Source organism: Pirellulales bacterium (genome assembly GCA_035939775.1).
In the GTDB taxonomy this organism is placed as follows: domain Bacteria; phylum Planctomycetota; class Planctomycetia; order Pirellulales; family DATAWG01; genus DASZFO01.
In genome coordinates, this window is the sequence record DASZFO010000264.1 from 1 (window position 1) to 22007 (window position 22007).

The 22007-nt window shown below is 62.2% G+C and carries 17 protein-coding genes and 1 tRNA gene; 10 read left to right on the forward strand and 8 right to left on the reverse strand.

The genetic code is table 11. The features are described from left to right. From VGY55_16420 to VGY55_16435, 4 genes are all read left to right on the forward strand, one after another. Positions 1-1550: HAD-IC family P-type ATPase (locus VGY55_16420; protein ID HEV2971563.1), on the forward strand; the 1550-nt coding region annotated here is incomplete at its 5' end. A gap of 71 nt (positions 1551-1621) precedes the next feature. After that, the gene (locus VGY55_16425; GenBank protein HEV2971564.1) at positions 1622-1969 is read left to right on the forward strand and encodes a metalloregulator ArsR/SmtB family transcription factor; all 348 of its coding nucleotides are present in this window, start codon (positions 1622-1624) and stop codon (positions 1967-1969) included. Between the two features lie 32 nt (positions 1970-2001). Next, on the forward strand, positions 2002-2661 hold the full coding sequence (locus VGY55_16430; protein HEV2971565.1) for an aquaporin: 660 nt from the start codon (positions 2002-2004) through the stop codon (positions 2659-2661). Next, positions 2648-3115 carry an arsenate reductase ArsC gene (locus VGY55_16435; protein HEV2971566.1) on the forward strand — a complete coding sequence of 156 codons (468 nt, stop codon included), beginning with the start codon at positions 2648-2650 and terminating at the stop codon, positions 3113-3115. The genes VGY55_16430 and VGY55_16435 overlap by 14 nt, the downstream gene beginning before the upstream one ends. A 9-nt stretch (positions 3116-3124) precedes the next feature. On the opposite strand, the gene VGY55_16440 is transcribed toward VGY55_16435, so the two are convergent. After that, positions 3125-4261: a sialidase family protein gene (locus VGY55_16440; GenBank protein HEV2971567.1), complete on the reverse strand. Its 1137-nt coding sequence runs from the start codon at positions 4259-4261 to the stop codon at positions 3125-3127. A gap of 1030 nt (positions 4262-5291) precedes the next feature. On the opposite strand from VGY55_16440, the gene VGY55_16445 reads away from it, so the two are divergent. From VGY55_16445 to VGY55_16455, 3 genes are all read left to right on the forward strand, one after another. Beyond that, a complete protein-coding gene (locus VGY55_16445) occupies positions 5292-7463 on the forward strand; it encodes an efflux RND transporter periplasmic adaptor subunit (GenBank protein HEV2971568.1) in 2172 nt (723 codons plus the stop codon). Positions 7464-7594: 131 nt separating this feature from the next. Continuing rightward, positions 7595-11905, forward strand: coding sequence for an efflux RND transporter permease subunit (locus VGY55_16450; GenBank protein ID HEV2971569.1), 4311 nt, complete (start codon positions 7595-7597; stop codon positions 11903-11905). 200 nt (positions 11906-12105) lie between these two features. Then, the gene (locus tag VGY55_16455) at positions 12106-13011 is read left to right on the forward strand and encodes a hypothetical protein (GenBank protein ID HEV2971570.1); all 906 of its coding nucleotides are present in this window, start codon (positions 12106-12108) and stop codon (positions 13009-13011) included. A gap of 11 nt (positions 13012-13022) precedes the next feature. On the opposite strand, the gene VGY55_16460 is transcribed toward VGY55_16455, so the two are convergent. Both VGY55_16460 and VGY55_16465 read right to left on the reverse strand, forming a co-directional pair. Next, complete coding sequence (locus tag VGY55_16460; GenBank protein ID HEV2971571.1) at positions 13023-13694, reverse strand: PEP-CTERM sorting domain-containing protein; 672 nt, start codon at positions 13692-13694, stop codon at positions 13023-13025. A 35-nt stretch (positions 13695-13729) separates the two neighbouring features. Then, positions 13730-13803 (reverse strand) — tRNA-Val (locus VGY55_16465). A 276-nt stretch (positions 13804-14079) separates the two neighbouring features. Between VGY55_16465 and VGY55_16470 the strand changes: the two genes are divergently transcribed. Continuing rightward, on the forward strand, positions 14080-14298 hold the full coding sequence (locus tag VGY55_16470) for a DUF2934 domain-containing protein (protein HEV2971572.1): 219 nt from the start codon (positions 14080-14082) through the stop codon (positions 14296-14298). Between the two features lie 5 nt (positions 14299-14303). On the opposite strand, the gene recJ is transcribed toward VGY55_16470, so the two are convergent. From recJ to VGY55_16485, 3 genes are all read right to left on the reverse strand, one after another. Continuing rightward, on the reverse strand, positions 14304-16088 hold the full coding sequence (recJ, locus tag VGY55_16475) for a single-stranded-DNA-specific exonuclease RecJ (protein ID HEV2971573.1): 1785 nt from the start codon (positions 16086-16088) through the stop codon (positions 14304-14306). Between the two features lie 79 nt (positions 16089-16167). After that, positions 16168-16332: a 50S ribosomal protein L33 gene (gene rpmG, locus VGY55_16480; protein HEV2971574.1), complete on the reverse strand. Its 165-nt coding sequence runs from the start codon at positions 16330-16332 to the stop codon at positions 16168-16170. A gap of 116 nt (positions 16333-16448) precedes the next feature. After that, on the reverse strand, positions 16449-18053 hold the full coding sequence (locus VGY55_16485; protein HEV2971575.1) for a DUF6798 domain-containing protein: 1605 nt from the start codon (positions 18051-18053) through the stop codon (positions 16449-16451). A gap of 252 nt (positions 18054-18305) precedes the next feature. Here VGY55_16485 and prpB point away from each other — a divergent pair, with 252 nt between their 5' ends. Together prpB and VGY55_16495 are read left to right on the forward strand one after the other, a co-directional pair. Next, positions 18306-19190 carry a methylisocitrate lyase gene (gene prpB, locus VGY55_16490; GenBank protein ID HEV2971576.1) on the forward strand — a complete coding sequence of 295 codons (885 nt, stop codon included), beginning with the start codon at positions 18306-18308 and terminating at the stop codon, positions 19188-19190. A 2-nt stretch (positions 19191-19192) separates the two neighbouring features. Continuing rightward, on the forward strand, positions 19193-20311 hold the full coding sequence (locus VGY55_16495) for a citrate/2-methylcitrate synthase (protein HEV2971577.1): 1119 nt from the start codon (positions 19193-19195) through the stop codon (positions 20309-20311). 109 nt (positions 20312-20420) lie between these two features. On the opposite strand, the gene VGY55_16500 is transcribed toward VGY55_16495, so the two are convergent. Both VGY55_16500 and VGY55_16505 read right to left on the reverse strand, forming a co-directional pair. After that, positions 20421-20750: a hypothetical protein gene (locus VGY55_16500; GenBank protein HEV2971578.1), complete on the reverse strand. Its 330-nt coding sequence runs from the start codon at positions 20748-20750 to the stop codon at positions 20421-20423. Between the two features lie 23 nt (positions 20751-20773). Next, entirely contained in the window at positions 20774-21994 is a 1221-nt protein-coding gene (locus VGY55_16505) for a metallophosphoesterase (protein ID HEV2971579.1), read from the reverse strand. Between the last annotated feature and the right edge of the window lie 13 nt (positions 21995-22007).

Sequence of the window (22007 nt, forward strand, 5' to 3'; positions counted from 1 at the left end):
AAAAGGTGCCCGTCGATGGCGTCATTCTCGAAGGTTCGAGCGCCGTCGATGAATCGCTGGTGACGGGGGAATCGATCCCTGTCGAGAAGCGCGCCGGCGATCGTGTGATCGGCGGGACGGTGAACGGAACGGGCGGATTTCTGATGCGAGCGGAAAAGGTCGGCAGTGAAACGCTCTTGGCCCAAATCGTCGAAATGGTCAGCGCCGCACAGCGCTCGCGAGCGCCGATCCAGCGGCTGGCCGACACGGTCGCTTCCTATTTCGTCCCGGCGGTTATCGCCGTCGCGGTCGTCACGTTCGTCGTCTGGGCGCTTGTTGGCCCGACGCCGGCCCTTGCTTATGCCGTGGTCAATTCCGTGGCGGTGCTGATCATCGCCTGCCCTTGCGCGCTCGGGCTGGCCACGCCGATGTCGATCATGGTCGGAATCGGCCGCGGCGCGCATGCCGGGGTGCTCATCAAAAACGCCGAGGCGCTCGAAGTTTTGGAAAAGGTTGATACGCTCGTCGTCGATAAGACGGGCACGCTCACGGAGGGCAAGCCGCGGTTAGTGTCGATTGTGCCGGTGGCCAGCCCCGGAACGCCGCGGGGCCCAGAGGGCACCCCGTTCCCTACGGACGCCCCTGTAGGGAACGGCCTCCGTGCCGTTCCGGGTGCACCTCCAACCTCGTCCACCGGCGAAGATTCCGAAGTCTTGCGTCTGGCAGCGAGCTTGGAACGGGGCAGCGAGCATCCTTTGGCGGCGGCGATCGTGGGCGCCGCGCAAGAGTGCGGGCTGGATATGACCAGCGCCGAGAATTTTCAATCGTTGACCGGTCGCGGCATCACGGGAACGATCGGCGGCCGCAAGGCCGCGCTGGGGAATCGCAAGTTGATGGACGAGCAGAACGTCGCGCTCGGCGAATTGTCGGGCGAAGCGGAACAACTGCGTCGCGACGGCCAAACCGTCATGTTCCTAGCCTTCGACGGCAAGCCGGCGGGGCTGCTCGGCGTCGCCGATCCGATCAAGCCCTCCACTGCCGAGGCGATCCAATCGCTGCGCGAATGCGGAGTGCGGATCGTCATGCTCACCGGCGATAGCCGCACGACGGCCGAGGCAGTGGCACGGAAGCTGGGGATCGATCAAGTCGAAGCTGAGGTGCTCCCTGAGCGGAAGCATGAGGTCGTGAAACGCCTTCAATCCGAAGGGCACATTGTGGCGATGGCCGGTGATGGGGTGAACGATGCCCCCGCCTTGGCCCAAGCCCAGGTGGGCATCGCGATGGGCACGGGGACCGACGTGGCCATGCAGAGCGCCGGCGTGACGCTCGTCACAGGAGACCTCCGCGGGATCGCCCGCGCCCGCAATCTCAGCCAGGCCACGATGCGGAACATTCGCCAGAACCTGTTCTTCGCCTTCATCTACAACATGCTCGGTGTGCCAATCGCGGCGGGCGTGCTCTACCCATTCTTCGGAATCCTTCTCAGCCCGATCATCGCCGCGGCCGCGATGAGCTTCAGCTCCGTCTCGGTGGTGAGCAACGCCCTGCGGCTGCGACGGCTGCGGCTGTGACCCGTCGCCGATGCCATCCGACCTGCCGCTTGACCATTTCCCACGCCTAAACTATATTCGCGAACACGAATATGAAAACCAAGGCGATAAACCGCGTCGACTTGATGTTTCGGGCGTTTTCCGACCTGACGCGGCTGCGCATTCTGCACTTGCTTCGCTGCGGGGAATTATGCGTTTGCGATCTGGTCGGCACGCTCGCCGTGCCGCAGCCGAAGGCCTCGCGGCACCTCGCTTATTTGCGGAGGGCCGGCCTGGTGGTCGCCCGCCGCGAAGGTTTGTGGAGCTATTATCGCCTTGCGCCTGCTCGCAACGCGTTTCACGGCAAGCTGCTCGAATGCCTGGCAAGCTGTTTCAACGACGTACCGGAACTGGCCACGGACGCGAAGCGACTCGCCGTCCGCGGGAAACGTTGCTGTTAGTTTTTTTTGCGCCCATCTATTCGCTTACACGCATGAATAAGCTCGTCGCCGAAGCCATTGGCACGTTTGCGCTCGTCTTCGCGGGCACCGGGGCGATCGTGGTCAACGACGTGTCGCATGGGCAGGTGACGCACGTCGGCATCGCGTTGACTTTCGGTCTGGTGGTCATGACGATGATCTACGCGGTCGGCGACGTGTCGGGCGCGCACCTGAATCCGGCGGTGACGCTGGGGTTTTGGTTCGCGCGTCGCCTGCCGGGCCGAGCTATTGCGCCGTATCTGCTGAGCCAAATGGTCGGAGCGCTGGCCGCCAGCGGCCTGATGCGGGCAATGTTCGATCATCCGACGCTGGGGGTCACGCGCCCGGCCGGATCGGCTCAACAATCGTTCGCGCTCGAAGCCGTGATGACCGCGATGCTGATGTTCGTCATTCTGACGGTGACGTCGGGATCGAAAGAGAAGGGGCTGCTGGCCGGGATCGCGATCGGCGGGGTGATCGCGTTCGAGGCGCTTTTCGGCGGGCCGATCTCGGGGGCCTCGATGAACCCGGCCCGCTCGCTCGCCCCCGCCGTCGTCAGCGGGAATCTCGAATACATCTGGCTATACATCATAGCTCCGCCGCTCGGCGCACTCGTCGCAGTAATCGGTTTCCATTGCGTTCGAACCGAGGAGGAGAATCATGAAAAAGCTTAACGTGCTATTCCTTTGCACCGGCAATTCATGCCGCAGCCAAATGGCTGAAGCGTTGCTCCGGGCAAAACATGGCGACCGGTTTGAAGCCTTTAGCGCGGGCATGGAGCCAAAAGGCATTCATCCGCTCACGCTCCAGGTGCTCAACGAAATCGGGATCGACACGAGCGAGCTGCGGTCGAAATCAGTCACGGAGTATCTCGGCAAGCTGTGGGTGCATTATCTGGTGATCGTCTGCCAAAACGCGGCCGAAAGTTGCCCGCGCATTTTTCCCGGCATGGTCAAGCGTTTCTTCTGGCCGTTCGACGATCCGCCGGCTTTCCAGGGCACCGACTTGGAAAAGCTGGAGAAATTCCGCGAGGTCCGCGCCGCGATCGCCGCCGCGATCGACGACTGGGTGAGCGACCTCGAAGCGTCCGGCCAGTTGGACAGCGTCGTTGGCGGACAGGTTGAATAAGCGCGGACACTACCGACCGCGATCCAAAACGACCGCGCGGATTCGATCGGGTCCGTCGTTGTCCGCGCACTCCCAGGCGGCGATGACCGGGCCCTTGCCGTTCGCCGCGCCGGCAACGACGCAATTCGATCCGCGCTCGGCCAGTTCCGCCGGCGTGTCCGAGTTCGGTCGCAACAGCATGACGTGCCCTGGACGACCGGTGGTCCATGTCAAGTAGACTCCGTCGGCTCCGGCGGCCGCCCAACCTTGTCCCCCCTCGCCCAGCAGAGTTTCCGACTCCCCGGGACTGCACCGGAATATCTCCTTGTCTCGTCTCCAGATCGTGACGACGCGGCCGTCGGTGTCGCAAGCCAATCCGCCGCCATCCATCGGACAGGCGTCGAGCGGCCATGTGCCATGGCCCAATTTGGCGGCTCGATCGAATGTTCGCCCGTTGTCTTTGGAGTTGACGAAATACATATCGCGGTTGCCCGACAACTGGTTGCGCCACATCACGTGCAGGCCGCCATCCGGGCCGTAGGCGACTTGCGGCTGGCAGCATTGACAGACACTCCCGTCGGGCGATTTGTAAATCAATCTTTCGTCGTGCCAACTATCGCCGCCATCCGTCGATCTCGCGCCGTACACTTGCGTCTTCTTCTCACGCAAATCCAACCAGACGCAATAAAACGTGCCGTCTGGCGCCGCGGCCAAGTGATGAAGCCCCTCGCGGGCCGCGGCCGGGACGCCGTTGACCTGCACCGGTCCCTTCCACGTCTTCGCACCATCATCGGATCGCCACGCCAATAGATCGCCGTCCTGGCCATGTCCGCGCTCGCCGCCTACCGCCGTGACAACGACCGATTTCTCAGCCGCGGCGATGCGTGGCCCGCGGCGCATTCCGAGGGCCAAGGCGCCTACCTGGCCAACCTTGCTCGGCTGGCCGAAGCTTTTTCCCCCATTGTCCGATACGGTGCAGAAGATGGAATTCCCGGCTCCAAAGACCAGATAAACCTTCCCGAGCGGACTGACCGCAACTTGCGGCTGCCGCGCTTCCGGGAAGGCGGGCTTCATCACGACGCTGACCGATTCCACCGCGGCAACCGGTCGCGGAAGGCACAACAAAGTCGCAAAGAACGTTTCGGTGATGAGAACGATTCGGCCCACGGTTTTCACCCCTTTGAGAATCTTTGCCTTTTGGTTTGATTCACATTTCGCGGCAGACAGAAGGCCGATAAAGTATAATGGAGTGGAAGGGTGCGGAGCGAGCAAAGAGTTGATTTGCATTGTAGGGCCTGTCAGCTACAATTAGCTGCGCACCGGAAGGAATGACTTGTGACGAACAGCAAGGCTCTAACTAGATTGCTCCACCGCTGGGCGTTCTCCGGCGTGATTTGGGCGATGGTGCCGCTGGCAGTTGTCAGTGGCATGCCGACGACGAGTTGCGGCTGCTTCAAATGCTGTTGCGGTGCAACGTGCTCCGTCGATCATTCTTCAGCGACTGACTCGTGCCGGTCGAACGAAGCCGCACCGGCCGCCGAGAGACACAACTCATGCACGGAGATTGGTCGGAACGGCAACCGACCCTCGTGTTGCTGCGGTGGCGACCACAACATTCGCGCACTCCCTCAGACCAACCGTGCGCCAACTGGCAAGGGATTCTCCGACGATCAGCATCGTTGCCAAATGGTGATCGCCGTCCGTCACGCGGTGCAGCCGACCGTGACCAAGCCACACAATAATCGCGCGCCGGCGTTGAGCGCGCTGACAGTTGAATTCGCGCACCGCGGGTTTAGAGATTCTGATCGACCGGAGAACGTCCACACCGGTCCGCCGGTCGATCTGATTGTGACGCTCGGGCATCTTCTCATTTGATGCCGCTTCCGCGCGGCTTCAATCTTCCCGCCGCGCCCGCCGAACGGCGCCTTTCCGACCATTCCGCTCATTGCACGGACTGATCGCCCGTGAAGAGGTCGGATTGAATTTCAGACGGCCGTCGTCACAAGGCTCCATGCGCTGAGTTCAATACTGGGCAGGCAAGCAGTGTTGACGCCAACTTTCCTCTCGGAATGGTACCGAGCCGGATGCTCATTCGCGAAACTGACATTCCCCCAAAGTGGCGGTACTCGTAACATTCGGACCCCAAAATCGCTTACGGAATCGTTCGGTCGAATCGACCAAGAAATACCGGTGCTTCATGGCTCATCAAGATCCGATTTCCAACACTCCTCCCGAATCCACTCCGCCCTCTATCGTCGCGGACGTTTTCAAGCCCGATCATGCGGCGACCCCACCGATCACCGGCTGGAAGCGCGTGCGCTTTCTATTCAAGGTGATCGAGATCCGCATGCGGTTTATCCTGATCCTCGTCGTGACGTTTGTCTTGATCGGCAAGTGGGAAACGATCAAGAACTTCTGGGAGAAATGGACCCGACCGGCGGCCTCCACTGCCGCGAAAGCGCAATCCGATACGGAATACTTCTGCCCGATGCACCCTTCCGTTGTGCGCGACGGACTGGAGCCCGACGGCTCGGTTCCAAAGTGCCCGATCTGCGGAATGCCCTTGTCGCTGCACAAGAAGGGAGCGCGCGCGGATTTGCCCGAGGGGGTCACCGCCCGCGTGCAGCTTTCGCCCGAGCGGATTCAGATGGCCGGGGTCGCCACGGCCGAGGTCGAATATCGCCCGTTGGTGAAGGAGATTCGCACTTACGGCGTCGTCGATTACGACCAGTCGCGGCAGTCGCAAATCGTCAGCCGCACGGCCGGGTTCGTCGATAAGCTGTATGTCGATAAGACGTATGTCAGCGTCCGCCAAGGGGAGCCGCTGGCGCTGATCTACAGCCCGGATTTGCAGAGCACTGCCGACGACCTGGTGCTGGCGCTCAATCGCGGAGCGACCGATCTGGTCGAGAGCGGCAAGCAGCGGCTCAAGAACTTGGGGATCGCCGACAACGAGATCGACGAGGTCGTCGCCTCGCGCGAGCTGCTCGTTGCGTTGAAGCACGACGACAAGGCGCAGGCCGATCAGGCCACGGAGAGTTTGCGAAAGCTCGGTATGTCGGATTCCGAAATCGACGATATCAAATCGACGCGACGCGCGCCAACCGGCCTCGTCATCCGCTCGCCGGTGAGCGGGCACGTCATCAACAAAGCAATCGTGCAGGGCGCCAAAGTCGATGCCGGCATGACGCTGTTCGACATCGCCGATCTGACGCATGCCTGGATCGAGGCCGACGTGTTCGAGAACGACATTCCGCTCTTGCACGCCGGGCAGGAGGTCGAGGTAACGGTCGAAGGGCTGCCGAACCAGGTGATTCACGGCCAGATTCTCCTCGTGCATCCGCACGTCGAGACGGCCAGCCGCACGAACCGCATCCGGATCGATTTGCCGAATCCCGACCACGAGCTGCGCCCGGGCATGTACGCCAATGTTACGGTGAAGGTACCGTTTCAAGAGATCGAGCCGTTCAAGAGCACGCTGGCCGCGGCTCAAGCGGGTCCGAAGGGGACCGACGACAAATCGCTGATCGAATTCCAGAAGACCTGCCCCGTCACCGGCAACAAGCTCGGCAGTATGGGGGCGCCCGTGAAGCGACAAGCGGGCGATAAGATGGTGTTTCTCTGCTGCAAGAATTGCATCGAGAAGTTCGACGCCGCCAAGGATGAATATCTGGTCGCCCTCGCGCCGCCGCCGCAGGGCGTCGTGCTCACCGTGCCGGAGCGGGCCGTGATCGACACCGGATCGAAGAAGGTCGTTTACGTCGAGCGCGAGCCGGGCACGTTTGACGGCATCGAAGTGCAGTTGGGACCGGAGGCGGGCGGTTTCTTTCCGGTCGTGAAGGGGCTGCGGGCGGGCGACCGCGTTGCGGACCGAGGAGCGTTCTTGGTCGATGCCGATTCGAAGCTCAATCCGGCGGCCGCGGCAGCGTACATCGGGGCCAGCGGCGGGCCGTCGGCGGTCGCGCGCACCGCACCCCTCACCCCCGGCCCCTCTCCCGCAAGGAGAGAGGGGAGTGACGAAGCTGCTCCCGCCAAGAACGAGGGAAGCAGCGAATCGCCGACTCGAGGCAGTGCCGCGACTCAAACCGAACCGATGACGCTCACCAAACCGACGGCCGAGAACCTCAAGAACCTCGACAAGCTCACGCCAGCCGACCGCGCCGCGGCGCTGGCCCAACAGAACTGCCCGATCACGGATGCGGCCTTGGGCTCGATGGGAGTTCCGTTCAAAGTGGAATTGGTTCCCGGCACGACCGCGTTCCTCTGCTGTGACCAGTGCAAGGAAGAAGCCACCAAGGACCCGCGGAAGACGATCGAGAAACTGGCGCAGATGCAGCAAGCAATCAAGGAGGAAACCAAGAAACGGTAGGGTGCGTCAAGTCCGCGCAGACGCACCGCACTTCGGTCGTTCACGGTGCGTCTGCGCGGAGGAACCGCTTGACACACCCTACGCAGATCGCCTTCCCCAATCCCTAGTCCCCGGCCCCCAGTCCCGATTCAGTGATAGAAAAAATCATCGAATTCTCGATCCGCAATCGGTTCCTCGTGATCATCGCGACGTTGGCGGTGGTCGTGTGGGGGATCCATTCGGTCGTCAATACGCCGATCGACGCGATCCCCGACCTGTCGGAAAATCAGGTGATCGTATTCACCGACTGGATGGGGCGCAGCCCCCGCGAGATCGAAGACCAGGTGACCTATCCGCTCTCGGTCAATCTCCAGGGATTGGCGGGCGTGAAATCGGTGCGATCGTCGAGCGAATTCAACTTCTCGATGATCAACATCATCTTCGAGGACAACATCGATTTCTATTTCGCCCGCGAGCGCGTTTCCGAGCGGCTGGCGCTGGCCAGCACATTTCTGCCGCAAGGCGTGACGCCGTATCTCGCCCCGGACGCCACGGCGCTCGGGCAAATCTTCTGGTACACGGTCGAAGGTGAAGGGCAAGACCTCGGGCGATTGCGGGCAATACAGGATTGGACTGTCCGCTATCAGCTCAATTCCGTTCCCGGCGTGGCGCAGGTCGCCTCGGTCGGCGGCTATCCGATCGAGTATCAGATCGACGTCGAGCCGAACAAGCTGCGAGCCTACGGCATTACGCTCGGCGATCTCTACGCGGCCGTGGCGCGCTCGAACTCGTCCGTCGGCGGCCGCGTGATTCATCAGGGCAACGCCGAATATCTGGTCCGCGGCGTCGGCTGGATCAAGTCGAAGCGCGATATCGAGCAGATCGTCGTCAAGGCCGACCCAGCCACCGGCACACCAATCACAGTCGGCAACTTGGCGACCGTCGGCCTGGGCACACAGTTCCGCCGCAGCGTGCTCGAAAAGAACGGCAATGAAGTGGTCGGCGGCGTGGTGATGATGCGGCACGGCGAAAACCCCCTCGACGTCACCCAGCGAATCAAGCAGAAGATCGTCGAATTGCAGCCCGGCTTGCCCGAGGGAGTGCGGATCGTGGCCTTCTACGACCGCACGCGGCTGATCCACGGAGCGATTCACACGCTCACCGAAGTGCTCACGCACGAGATGATCATCGCCTCGCTGGCCGTGCTGTTGATCTTGATGCACTTCCGCAGTGCGGTAGTGATCTGCCTCACTCTGCCGCTCTCGGTGCTGGTGTCGTTCATCTTGATGCGGCACTTCAACATCCCGTCGAACATCATGTCGCTGGCGGGAATCGCCATTTCGATCGGCATCCTGGTGGATCAGGCGATCGTGATGGTGGAGAATGCCACCCACCACCTCACGGCCCATTTCGGCGATCGCCGCGTGACCGGCGACATCCGCGAGCTGGTTATTCCGGCATGCCGCACGGTCGGCCGGCCGATTTTCTTTTCGGTGATGATTATCCTGATCTCGTTCATCCCGGTGTTCGCTCTTTCCGGGCAAGAGGGGAAAACGTTCCATCCCCTGGCGTTCACGAAGAGCTTCGCGATGATTGGCGTGGCGATCCTGTCGATCACGCTCGTGCCGGCGTTGATCCCGACGTTCATTCGCGGGCGGCTGCGGCGCGAGGAAGAGAACTGGCTGGTGCGCACGCTGATCGACATCTACAAACCGGTGCTCAATTGGGCGATGCCGCATCGCAATATCGTGCTCTGGCTGTTCGCCGTGCTGCTGCTCCTCGGCGCGGGCTTGTTTCCGCTCAACGCGCTGACGGGATTCTCCTGGCATGCTTCGTACATGTTTGTGTTCGCCGTCGTGACGATCGCGACGGTTTTCTTCATCGATGGCCGGATGTGGCAGCGATTGTCGTTCGCGAGTTTGGTCGTGCTGGGATTCATCGCGTCCGATTTCCGCCGGATCGGCGAGCAATACATGCCGCCGCTCGACGAAGGCAGCATTCTCGATATGCCTGTCACGGTGCCGCGGGCGTCGGTCACCGAAGCGGCCGACGATCTCAAGGCCCGCGACGCCATGCTGCGGCAGTTTCCCGAAGTCGAGCAAGTGGTGGGAAAGGCGGGGCGTGCAGAGACGCCGACCGATCCGGCGCCGCTCGAGATGGTCGAGACGGTCGTCAACCTCCGGCCCACTGATTTCTGGCCGAAACGATTGCTGCGTTACGAGGACGCAATGGCGCAGACGGGAGTTGTGCTGGCGGCGCTCGAGAGTCGCGGACTCGTCAAGGCGCCGGCCGACAGCGCGGCGCGGCAAAACATGATCAACGATGCCACGATGGCCGCGATGGGCCGCTTGGACGGGACGTTGCGGAACTTCGTCCTGGCGAAATACACGGCATTCGAGCAAGGACTGTCGCCGCGGCTGACTCGCGAGTTGATTACCCAGCTTGCCGAAATCTGGCAGCGGTCCGGCCGGCTGGCAAAACCGCTCGACGAGGCCCGCATCGCGCAGCTCACTGACAAGCTCTACGCGAAGTTTGGCCCGATTCTGGCCACGGGCGCCGCGCAGGAGAATGTCAACGAATTGGTTCGCCAGGTCGCCGAAACGCTCGATCACAACAAGCTGGTCGATCTGCGCGATCCGAAATTGATGGACCTACCGCGCAACGACGTGCAGATAGCGCTCGCCGCGCTCGGAGAGCAACTCGGGATGGAGCCGCAAACGCTATTTACCTCGATGCTCGCGTTTATCCAAGACCGCCGCGAGCAAGCTTGGAGCGAGATGGTCGGCAAAATGAACTACGAAGTCTTCGACGAAGCGGTCGCGACTTACGATCAGGATTGCATCGAGGAACTGCGGAGCAGGCGTCGGAAGTCGGAGGTCGGAGGTCAGGGGTCGGCGGCCGGAGGTCGCTTCAACCTCCCTCTCCCTCTGGGAGAGGGCCGGGGTGAGGGTGCAGCGCCGAGCGACTCTGCCAACAATGCCCCTCACCCTAACCCTCTCCCAAAGGGAGAGGGAACCGCGAATCGCGAAGCCCCAGCCGACGCAATCGCGCTCCAAACGCTTCGCGCCGATCTCGACAAAGATTTCGCCCGCGGCCTGCTCCTCTGGCGAAAGTCGAAGGACGACCTTGTCAAGGAAATGGACAGCACGATCCAGGTTCCCGGCTGGAGTAACATCTTCACCCAGCCGATCATCAACCGGATCGACATGCTCGCCACCGGCGTACGGACGATGATCGGCGTCAAGGTGTTTGGCAGCGATTTAAACCAAATCCAGGCCGTCTCGGAGAACGTCGCCGAGGTGCTCCGAGCCGTGCCGGGCACCGTGGCCGTCGTGCCCGACCAGATTGTCGGCAAGGGATACTTGGAAATCACGGTCGATCGCGAAAAGGCGGCCCGCTACGGCGTGAACGTCGGCGACGTGCAAGACGTGATCGAAGTGGCGCTCGGTGGCAAGCCGATCACCGAAAAACTTGAAAACCGCGAGCGGTATCCGATCCGCATCCGATACGCTCGCGATGCACGGGCCGGACTCGAAGAGATCAAGAACCTTCTGGTCACCGCCGCCGCCGGCGCGATGACGGGGGACGCCTCTTCGGCGATGAGCGGAATGGGCGGCGGACCGGCGAAAACGCCGGCTGTCGGATCAAGCCGCCCGCTTCAAATTCCGTTGGCAAGCGTTGCCGACGTGCGGATTGTCGAGGGTCCGTCAGAGATCAAGAGCGAAAACGGGATGCTCCGCTCCTATGTGCAAGTCACAGTGAACACGCCCGACCTCGTCGGCTACGTCGAGCAGGCCCAGCGGCTGGTGGATCAAAAGGTCAAGCTGCCGCAAGGGATGCACCTGGAATGGAGCGGGCAATTCGAGCACAAGCTGCGGGCCGACCGCACGATGCGAATCGTCCTGCCGCTGGTGCTGGTCCTGATCTTCATCATCCTCTACCTGACCTACCACGACCTCATGGACGCCGTGCTGATGATGATGGCCGTGCCCGAGGCGTTGGTCGGCGGGGTCTTCTTCCTTTGGCTGACCGGTCACAGCTATAGCGTGGCCGTGCAAGTCGGCTTCATCGCCTGTTTCGGCATGGCCACGGAGACGGGCATCATCATGCTCGTCTACCTGCGCGAGTCGCTCGAACGGCGGGGCGGAATAAAAAACATCAAATCGCTCGAAGAGTTAAAGGAAGCGGTGGTCGAGGGGGCGGTTCATCGCCTGCGGCCGAAGCTGCTCACCGAAGGGGTCGCGATCGTGGCCCTGGCGCCGATGCTCTGGACGAGCGGCGTCGGGCATGAAGTGATCTCGGCGATGGCGGCGCCAGTGTTGGGCGGTCTGTTAGTCTCGGATGAGGTGGTGGACCTGTTCCTGCCGGTTCGTTTCTACTGGGTCCGCCGGTATCGGTGGCTTAAGTTGCACGGCCTGACGGAGGAGCAGGCAGCCGCCGGAAACGACAAGGTGACTGCGTGACAACGGCAATTCGCGGTTTTCTGCTTTCGGCCCGCTTTTTCGGTCGGCCGGATTTTGCTTGGATTGTGCGCCGCGAGTAAGTATCTTATTAAGTAGGCAACCAGCGGGCTTTTCGATTCGAGATTTCATATTTGCGACCTGAGATTTCAGGTTTCACACTTTACACTTTCACTCGGTCCGAATAACGGGAGGATCTTCTCATGGCATCGGCTTCTCAATTCAAGTGGGCCGGCGCGATCGCGCTGGCGGTGGCCGCCGCGCTCCCCTTGGCGTTGTCCAAAGCCGCGGAACCGAGCGACAAGAGTCATGATGCCGCAGTGAAGTCGCCCGATAAGGCGCCGATCGATAACGCTGGGTCCGATAAGGCGACCCCCGATAAGAATTCGGTCGATCTCTTCGACGCGATGAAAAGCGGCGACGTTCAAGTGAAGTATATAGCCCACAATTCCAAAGAAGGGCAATTGCTGGTCACCAACAACACCGATGCGCCGCTGACGGTGAAGCTCCCCGACGCCTTTGCGGCGGTTCCCGTGCTCGCGCAGAACCAGGTAGGCGCCACTAAGTCCAACAAGAGCTACGGCGGCGGCGGCAACAACCAAAACCAGGGTGTCGGTGGCGGCGGCGGCCTCGGAGGTATTGGCGGCGGAGGCGGTGGCCAGCGTGGCGGCGGCGGCGCCTTCGACGTGGCGCCCGAGAAGGTCGCCAAGATCAAGATCGAGACGGTCTGCCTCGAACATGGAAAGAAAGAACCCGCCCCCAACGTCCCCTACGAGATCCGCCCGATCGAAACCTTCACCAGCGATGCCAGCGTCCAAGAACTGTGCAAGATGCTCGCCACTGGGCAGATCAATCAGCGCGCCGCGCAGGCCGCCGCCTGGCACCTGGCCAACCACATGACGTGGGAGCAATTGCTCGACAAGAAGATCCACCACCTGATCGGCGGCAATGAGGCCTACTTCACGCCGGAAGAAATCCGCGTGGCGATGCAACTCGCCGATCGAGCCACGAAATCAGCCGAAGCCCGCGAAACCAAGTCGTCGTCAACCTCCACTTCGCAATCCGCTTCGTCGACACCGTCATCCTCGTCGTCGGCCGGGAAGAACTGATTCGTTTCGATTTACCGGCGACGCCTCCAGATCAATCCGAACAACCCCGAAGCGCCGGCAGTCAAAAGGAGGCAAGGGGCCGAGGGCTCGGGCACGGCGGTCGCGGTCAGCGAAAGGTTCCTGACGCGCAGTCCGTCGAAGCCGTCTGTTTCGTCGACGACGAAATCGAGCGTGTTGATCCCGCTCTGGAAACCCGACGAAATGGTGAAGGGAGTCAGGTTCGGCGCGTTGGCGGCATTCCAATTCCCGTCGGGGACGGAGACGCCGGTCGAATTGCCGTTCAAGTTGATCGAGCCGAATTGGTCCGCCGCCCACGAGCCGCCGAGCGAGGCGGACGCCGGATTAAAGCCGGCGAGACTGAACTTGAGTTCGAAGGTGTAGTTCCCGTGGGGGCTGGTGTCGGAGTTGTCGCTCCAGCCGATCCATGCCGAGTGTGCGTCGTTAGGCACCCATTGGCCCCACAAGTTCGGCGGGCTATACACGGCTGCTGACCCGCCGCCCGGAATGCCGGGGCCCGTCACGGTGTAATGGGGATCGGCGCTACCGCCGGGCAGTGCGTTGCCGATGGAATCGGTCCCCGTCGCGGGCAGAGGAATCACCGTCGCGCGCGCTGAAGGAGCGTGCATCGCTAGCACCAGGGCGAACGCCACGAGCGCGGCGCAGAAGCTTGTTCGTAGAATCATGAGCGGCCCTCCGAATTCAGATGTCAAATTTCGAGTGGGCGATACAGGGCTCGAACCTGTGACCCCCAGCTTGTCGAGCTGGTGCTCTAACCAACTGAGCTAATCGCCCGCGGCGATGCCGGCCAGTTTCGCGGCATCGATTGCGGTACCTAAATTTGACGGTCGCGGCAGTTAGCGTCAAGAGGCGGGGGCTGGAGGGTGAACGTTGGCTTCTGAAAATATAGATGCGATAGCCCTGGCATGTGCATCGGGCTATGATGATGGTGATCGATGTCGGCTTGGATTGTTTCCCGGCCGGCATGAAATCGGAAAAGTTGGAGATTGATTTGGGAATCCAGTGCCGGCAAGGTCGAGCACGGTCCCAAGAACTCAAGGAGGAAGAACCATGTTGACGCTCAAGAAGCGGCCCGTTCGACAGCAACCATCACAGTCACAGTCGAAGCCGCCGATCCCCGAGCGACAGGCAGAAGATCGTGGCGCCTGGATAGACGAGGTTCGGCCGCTGGCCTACAGGAAATGGCAGGAAGCGGGCTGCCCGGCTGGCGATGGAGTTGAATTCTGGTTAGCTGCCGAAACGGAAATCCTGCACGGCGCGCGTCGTTAGACAAGTCAGCCGTTCGCGAGGGCGGGCGCGGCGGGCGTAGTTGCCGCCGTTTCGTCGCAGCGCCAGTCCACGACGTGCAATTCCACCGTCCGCCGGCCGTTGAAGCTATTGATGATCGGGCGAAATGCCAACGAAAGAGGGCTGGCGGTCGCCCCGAGTTCGACGGCCCAATCGCCGCCGCCGAAAGCTACGCCGCGCAGTTTGACGCCATGCTGCGCGAGCCGCAGGCTGAGATGCCGGCCCCCGCCGCCGATCCGTTTCGGCGGCTCGGCCAAGCGGACACCCGTCGCGGATAGGAGCGGCCGCTGGTTGCCTTGGCCGAACGGGGCGAGTTGCTCGATTTGTTCGACAGTGTGCATCGTCAGCGCGCTGAACGGCGTTTCACTGTCGATCCATAGCTCGGCGACGCGGTCCTCGTCTCTTATAATCCCGGCGGCAAATTGGCAGAAGTCGTCGCGGAAGCCATCGATCCGCTGCTCGTCGATTTTCAAACCGCCAGCCGCCGCATGCCCGCCGTGGCTCGTGAGATGTTCCGAGCACTCGGCAAGCGCCTGATGCACGTGGAATCCCGGCACGCCGCGGACCGAGCCGATCGCCGGCTTCACCCCGAGGCCATCGAGCGCAATCATCACGACCGGCCGGTGATGTTTCTCGGCCAATCGGCCCGCGACGATCCCGATGACGCCGGGGTGCCAATCGCGCCCGGTCAGGACCAGCGCCGCGTCGTTCAGCGGATCGAACTGCTCTTGGGCTTGTTTCGAGGCGGCGAGGTAAACGCTGCGCTCGAGACTTTCGCGGCTGCTATTGAGTTCGTGCAGATAGTCTGCCAATGCCGCGGCCCGCTCGGTCGACGACGTGGTGAGCAGTTCGACGGCCAATTGTGCTTGCCCGAGCCGCCCCGCCGCGTTGAGCCGGGGGGCGAGCGTGAAACCGATATCTTCGCAATCCAAGCAGGCCTTTTCGTGCAGGCCGGTCAACTTTATCAGGCGCTGCATCCCGAGGCCGGCGCCCTGCGCGAGGCTTGCCAACCCATGCCGTACGAGGATTCGGTTTTCATCCAACAGCGGCACGACGTCGGCCACGGTGCCGATCGCGGCCAGCCCGACCGCTTGCACGAGGAAGCTGCGCATTCGCGGGCTGACTTTACTTGATTCATTCGCGCGCTGGCAGATCGCCCAGGCCAGCTTGAACGCCACTCCCGAGCCGCTAAGTCCCGCGAAGGGATAGGCCGTGCCGGGGAGCCGCGGATGCACGATCGCCGCGGCGGCGGGGAGTCGCTCGGCGAATTCGTGATGATCGGTGACGATTAGTTCGAGACCCAGCTCGCGGGCCGTCTCGGCTTGCTCGATGCTCGCAATGCCGCAATCGACGGTGACGATGACGGCCGTTCCACGAGCGGCGAGAGTGCGCAGGGCCTCGTCGTTCAGCCCATATCCCTCGTCGATCCGATGCGGCACATAGTAGCCGACTTTGGCCCCGAGCAACGTCAGGCATTCGAACAGCACCGCCGTGCCGGTGATTCCGTCGGCGTCGTAATCGCCATAGACCACGATCGGCCGCGCGGCGCGGATCGCTTGCATCAACCGCTCGGCGGCCGCACTCACGCCCGGCAATTGCTCCGGATCGCGCAGACCGCTGAGCTTCGGGTTCAAGAATTCCTGGGCCTGCCGGGCATCGCAAATGCTCCGGGCAATGAGCAACTGAGCGACGACGGCCGAGACATTCGCCTCGCGCTGCAGCGCGGTGATCCGATCCGGATCATGGGGGCGAATCCGCCACCGTTTGGCCATGAGATTCGAATCCGTTCAGCGTTTGGAGGGAGCGATGCCGGTTGGCTCGTGGCGGACGCTGACAGCGTCGGCTACGATTTCACTTCTTCTTCTCGGTATGCGGCGTATGGCGGCGGAGGCGGGGAGAATACTTTTTCAACTTGAGCTTTTCGCCTCCCGACTTGCGGCGAAGCGCGTAGTTGTAATCCCCGGTCTCGTCGCAAACGAGAAACACGGTTTCAATCTTCTTTTTGCTCTTTCCCATCTGGACGACTCCTGAAAAACAACCACGGCGAGGTAACGTTTGGCTCAATTCGCGGCCCGCATTTTAACCGCGAGTAGCACGCTCTGACCAGAGGGTAGTGTAGCTCGCCGCAGCGTTTACTTCTCCGCTAGCGGAAGCCGATAGACGGCGTAGGAATTGTTTCCAAACACTGCCTTCGCAGTCAGCCGCGGAATGTCTGGCCCGAGCTGCACGATGGTGTACTGGGCGTGGTACTTTTGGGCCAGCTCGTTCAGCCGAGCGGGGCTGAGCCAGGCCAGCGAATCGAGCCACTTTGGCGGGTTTTCCTGGGCGAGCGTGTAGACATCGAGGATCCGCTTCCACCATTCGACGATCCCGGCGGCATCCTGCGGGATGTCCTTCCAATTCACGACCTGGGCTCGGTCGGCGTACCAGCGGAGCGTGGCGGCCATTCGCGGCGTCAGGAATTGATCCTGCGGATCTGTATGCTCCTTTATCCAGCGGCATGTTTGCAGCCAGTCGTCGTAGGCGAGGTCCTTGTCGGCGCGCGGAACGACAAACGCGACATCCGAATCGATCAGACTTAGCGGCAGGTGCCGACCTTGCGTCCACAAATCGTAACCGGCCACCGCGATCAAACCGGCCAGCCACAGGCGGCGCGCGACCGGCCGCGTTTGCCCCATTTGATCGACGAACCACAAACCGACCATTGCCACGCCGAGCGGAATGAATACATCCGACGTCCGAAACCAATAGAATCGCAGCAGAGTGCCGGCCGAATCCTGGTCCCATGCGGCGAACCAGACCAATCCATAGCCGATCAGCGCCAAGAACATCGCCGCGCTCACGAACCAGCGGAATCTCCGCTGCCCCGCGTCGGCCGGCGCCACGGTCACGAGCACGAGCCACAATCCCCACATCATGAGATGCCGGCTGGGAAAGCCCTCTTTGAATCGGTCGGCCGCGAGATGGTGGGGCAATCGTTGCCAGATGTAGATGGCATTGGCTTGATGCAGCGTGTCCGCATCGACTCCATGCGTGAGCGACAGCGCGAACCATAGCCCCGGCATCGCCAAGACCAGTCCGCCGAAAAGGCCTGGCAACATCGCGCGAATCGGCGGGCGATCGTCCCCGGCGGTTAGCCACGCCAGCCCGGCGGCGACAGTCGCCCAGCCGCCGACAATCACGTGCAGGCAGCTTGCACCTCCCAGCAGCAGCCAAGCGCGATTCCAGCGGCCGCGCACGATCGCTTCCAGCCCCAGGAGCACCAGCACGTAGGCAAATCCCTTCGCTTCCACGCCGCCGATGACCCATTCGCCGGCCATGTGGGCATTTTCATTGAGCATCACGAACAGTTCGGCCGCCAGCACCGCTAGCCAAGCTCGCGGCAGCACGGCCCAACTCAACCGCCGCCATGCCCAGGCGAGCAGTCCCCAAGTAAGGAATCGCCCCAGCCAGGCAACTTGATCCAGCGGCAAACAGCGCGTCAGCCAGCCGAAAGTCCAATAGAATACCTGGTGGGCATCGGCCGTGTTGACAAAAAAATCGTTCGAGCACCAATTGGGGTCCCAATAGTGCCTGGCCTTCGAGAGGTAATGCGGCTCATTCACATCGGGAACGGGCCACGCGCCGTGCAGAGAGAAGACCAGAAAAATGAGCAACACCTCGACCACGGCTCGCCAGCGCGGCGCGGTCGGCGAATCGACGAGCGGAGAAACTGGATCGGCGAGCGAACTTTCCATCAATTGATCGTAGGTGTCCAACCTCAGATTTCAGATTTCAAAACCAGACTACTCGACCGATGGCGAAGAGGCCAGAGGATTACGTACTGATCCCCACTTGAAATCTGCCTTCATTTCCGTTTATTCACGTTCATTTCCGGCTATCTCACCGCATGCTGCCGTCGCTCCCTTGCCAGCGCCGCCGAGCGGCCCGTATATTCGCGGCATTCCACTTCGCGCCGCTGACAATCTGAATCCGTGGAGGCCGCCAGAGTGTCCACCTCATCGCCGGGACAATTGCTGCGGCAATCCGTGGCCGACTCCACGATCCAGGTGCCGGGCGCATTCAATGCGCTAACGGCCCGTTTGATCGAGCAAGCCGGCTTCGACGCGGTGTATCTCTCGGGGGCGGCATTTTCGGCCGGAGCGCTGGCGCTGCCCGACGTCGGGTTGTTCACGCTCAGCGAATTGGCCGCCGAGACCGCCCGCTTGGCTCGCGGCGTTCAGATTCCGCTGATCGTCGATGCCGATACGGGCTTTGGCGCGGCGATCCACGTCGAGCGGACGGTCCGCGAGCTGGAATCGGCCGGCGCTGCCGCGATTCAGATCGAAGACCAGCGATTGCCAAAACGTTGCGGGCACCTCTCGGGCAAATCACTCATCGAACCGGCTGAGATGTGCGCGAAGCTGCGGGCGGCGGCCGCGGCGCGGAGCGATCCCGATCTCGTACTGATCGCGCGGACCGATGCGCGCGGCGTCACCTCGCTCGAAGACGCGATCTACCGAGCGCAGGCGTATCTTGCGGCGGGGGCGGATTGGATTTTTCCCGAGGCGTTGACCGACCGGACGGAGTTCGAGAAATTCGCCGATGAGGTGGACGCGCCGCTCGTGGCGAACATGACCGAATTCGGCCGCAGCCCGCTCTTGACGCTCGACGAGTTGGCCGACCTCGGCTACGCGGCCGTGTTATACCCCGTGACGATGCTGCGGGTGGCGATGAAGGGGGTCGAAGCGGCCCTGGCCCTGTTGGCCGACGAAGGGACTCAAGCCGGAATCCTGGATTTGATGCAAACGCGGCAGGAGTTGTACGACCTGTTGGGATATGCCGACTACGAAGCACGCGACCGGCGCTATTTTGGCGGCGAAGAGGATGAATGAACATGACCGAAGCGCTCTATCGACCTGGATTAGAAGGAATCATTGCCGGCGAGACGGCGGTGAGCACGATCGCCGGCGGCTTGACGTATCGCGGTTATACGATCGACGATCTGGCCCACCGTGCGACGTTCGATGAAGTGGCTTACTTGCTGCTCTACGGCGAACTTCCGAAGCAAGATGAGTTGGCCGCGTTTCGGCACCGGCTCGCGCACCATGCGACGGTTCCACATGCCGTGATCGAGGCCTTGCGATTGATTCCGCACGACGCCCCGTTGATGGACGTGATGCGGACCGGTTGCAGCCTGCTCGCGCATTGGGACCCAGAAACCGCGGACAACAGTCATGCCGCCAATCTGCGGAAAGCGGAGCGGCTCTTGGCGCAGCTTCCGGTTGTGCTCGCGGCCCGGCATCGGCTGCGGCAGGGAAAGGAGCCGGTGGCCGCCGACAAGCATCGCCCGTTCGCGGCGAATCTGCTCTGGATGCTCCGCCGCCGTGAGCCGAGTCCGCAGGCGGTGCAAGCGATGGAGATGTCGCTCATTCTTTACGCCGAGCACGAATTCAACGCCTCGACGTTCACGGCCCGCGTCGTCGCCTCGACGTTGGCTGATTTGCACTCGGCAATAACGGCGGCGATCGGCGCGCTCAAAGGGCCCCTGCACGGCGGGGCGAACGAGCGGGTCATGGACGTGCTCAACGAGATCGGCTCGGCCGACAAGGCTGAGTCTTGGATTCGCGACGCGCTGGCCCGCAAGATGCGGATCATGGGCTTCGGGCACCGCGTTTACAAGGACGGCGATCCGCGGGCGACGTTGCTCAAACCGTTATGTGCGCAACTCGCCACGGAAACCGGTCATGCAGACATGGAGGCGATGGCCGACCTAATCGAGCGGATCGTCCGCGAGGAGAAAAAACTGCCGCCGAATCTCGATTGGCCGAGCGCCCGGCTCTACCACTATCTCGGACTAGCGGTCGATCTCTACACGCCGCTGTTCGTCGTGGCCCGCGTGGTCGGCTGGAGTGCCCACGTGATCGAGCAATTGGACAACAACCGGCTGATTCGCCCGCTCTCGCGTTACACCGGCCCGGCGCAGCGGCCCTGGGCGCCGCTCGAATCGCGATGAACGACGCGCAAGTTGATCACTTCTCGCTCCTCTCCGCGCCACGATCGGCCGATTGCGATTGTCCTCGCGATTTGGGAGGCGTCGTGTTGAACTGCGGTATCTCGAGCAACTAATGATCCGGCTGGTTCGGCGCGAATCTGCGTAGATTGCCGACGACGGGGTGGAGGACCGCTCCGCGATCCGTCGGCGTTTCCACAAACAGGCTCGACGACGATCCCTCGTGTCCGAGCACAAGATTCAAGCTCTGGTCCTCACGAATCAGGCGAATCACTCCACCTTCCTTGGAAGAATCAATCGCGACCAATGGTTTTTCGTCCTCGTTGACCACAACGACGGATCGCGCCCAAAGTTGCTTGGGCGGAATGATCTTATCGCGAAATGTCATTCCCAGCGTCATGAACAGCAAAGGATAGACGATCCAACGTTCTCGATCAGACATAACGACATGGCTCCGCGAAGAAGTTAACGGTCTGAACTCGGTGACGCGCCGCGTTGCTCGCCGCGAGCTGGTGAGCGAAGGATCAGCCGGGCAACTTCGGGCGGGCAAAACCAGCGCGACGGAGTTTCGCCGGAGATTCCCCGGCTAACGTGCAGCGCCGTGGGTGGCTCGTGAAACATGCCGGAGGCGTACTCCAGCCCGTGGCGGCTCGGGCAAAAGATCGGGCCGATCCAGGGCAGGCGAATCTGCCCGCCGTGCGTGTGACCGGCCAGCATCAGATCGAAATCGTGTTGCCGCGCCCAAGGCAACTGATCCGGCGTGTGGGCCAACAGCAAGCGAAACGGCCGCGAGCCGCCGATCTCCGCCGGGCAATCGCGCATCTCCGGCGCGGGCGGAATCCAGGGCATCTCGTTGCCGGCGACCACGACCGGGCGACCGTTGATGTCCAACTTTAGCCAACGCCCCGCCAAATCGACGAAACCGACTCCGGTGAGCGCGCGCCGCAGCCGAGGCACCTGCCGCATTCGGGGATCGTGGTTGCCGAGGACGAAATAGACGCCATGCCCGGCCGTCAGCGCGCCGAGCGCGTCTGGAATCCAGTCGATGCAGTCCGCGTTGTCGACGAAATCGCCCGTCAGCGCGATCAAATCGGGCGGGTTTTCCATTGCCAGCCGCGTCAGTTCTTGAAAGAATTCCTTCCCGATTCGGCCGGTAAAATGGAAATCCGAAAGATGAAGGATCGACAGGCCGTCAAGCGCCGGATCGAGTCGCGGCAATTCGAGCGACTCTTCGTGAAAATGGGCGATTAAGTCTTGATTGCCGGGCAGGCTGGTTAGCATGCGCCAAAAGAGTCCGTGGACAGGCCGATGCCCGAGCCGCTCGGCGATGTCGATCTTGAGCGTGTGGTTGGATTGCAAGACCACCGGCTGATAGCGGAGCAATTCGCGCCGCACCCAGCGGAAGATAACCACGGCGGCCGCGATCCAGCACGGAATCAGATACGCCAGCCACCAGCCGGCTCCTCCCGTCGTGACTTGCAAAACGGCCGGCGTGGCGCCTTCGCCGAGCAAAGGCCAGAGAGCGATCGCGGGCAGAAGCGGCAGCAAAACAAAGCCCAGAACCGTCAGCGACTTGACCAATCCGCGCGAAACTCCGACCGCGTGGCTGCGATTGAGCACCCCGACGCAAATCGCCGCGTGCCCCAACAGAGCCGATAACGACAGAATGATATCGAACGACCGCATGGATCAGCCGCTT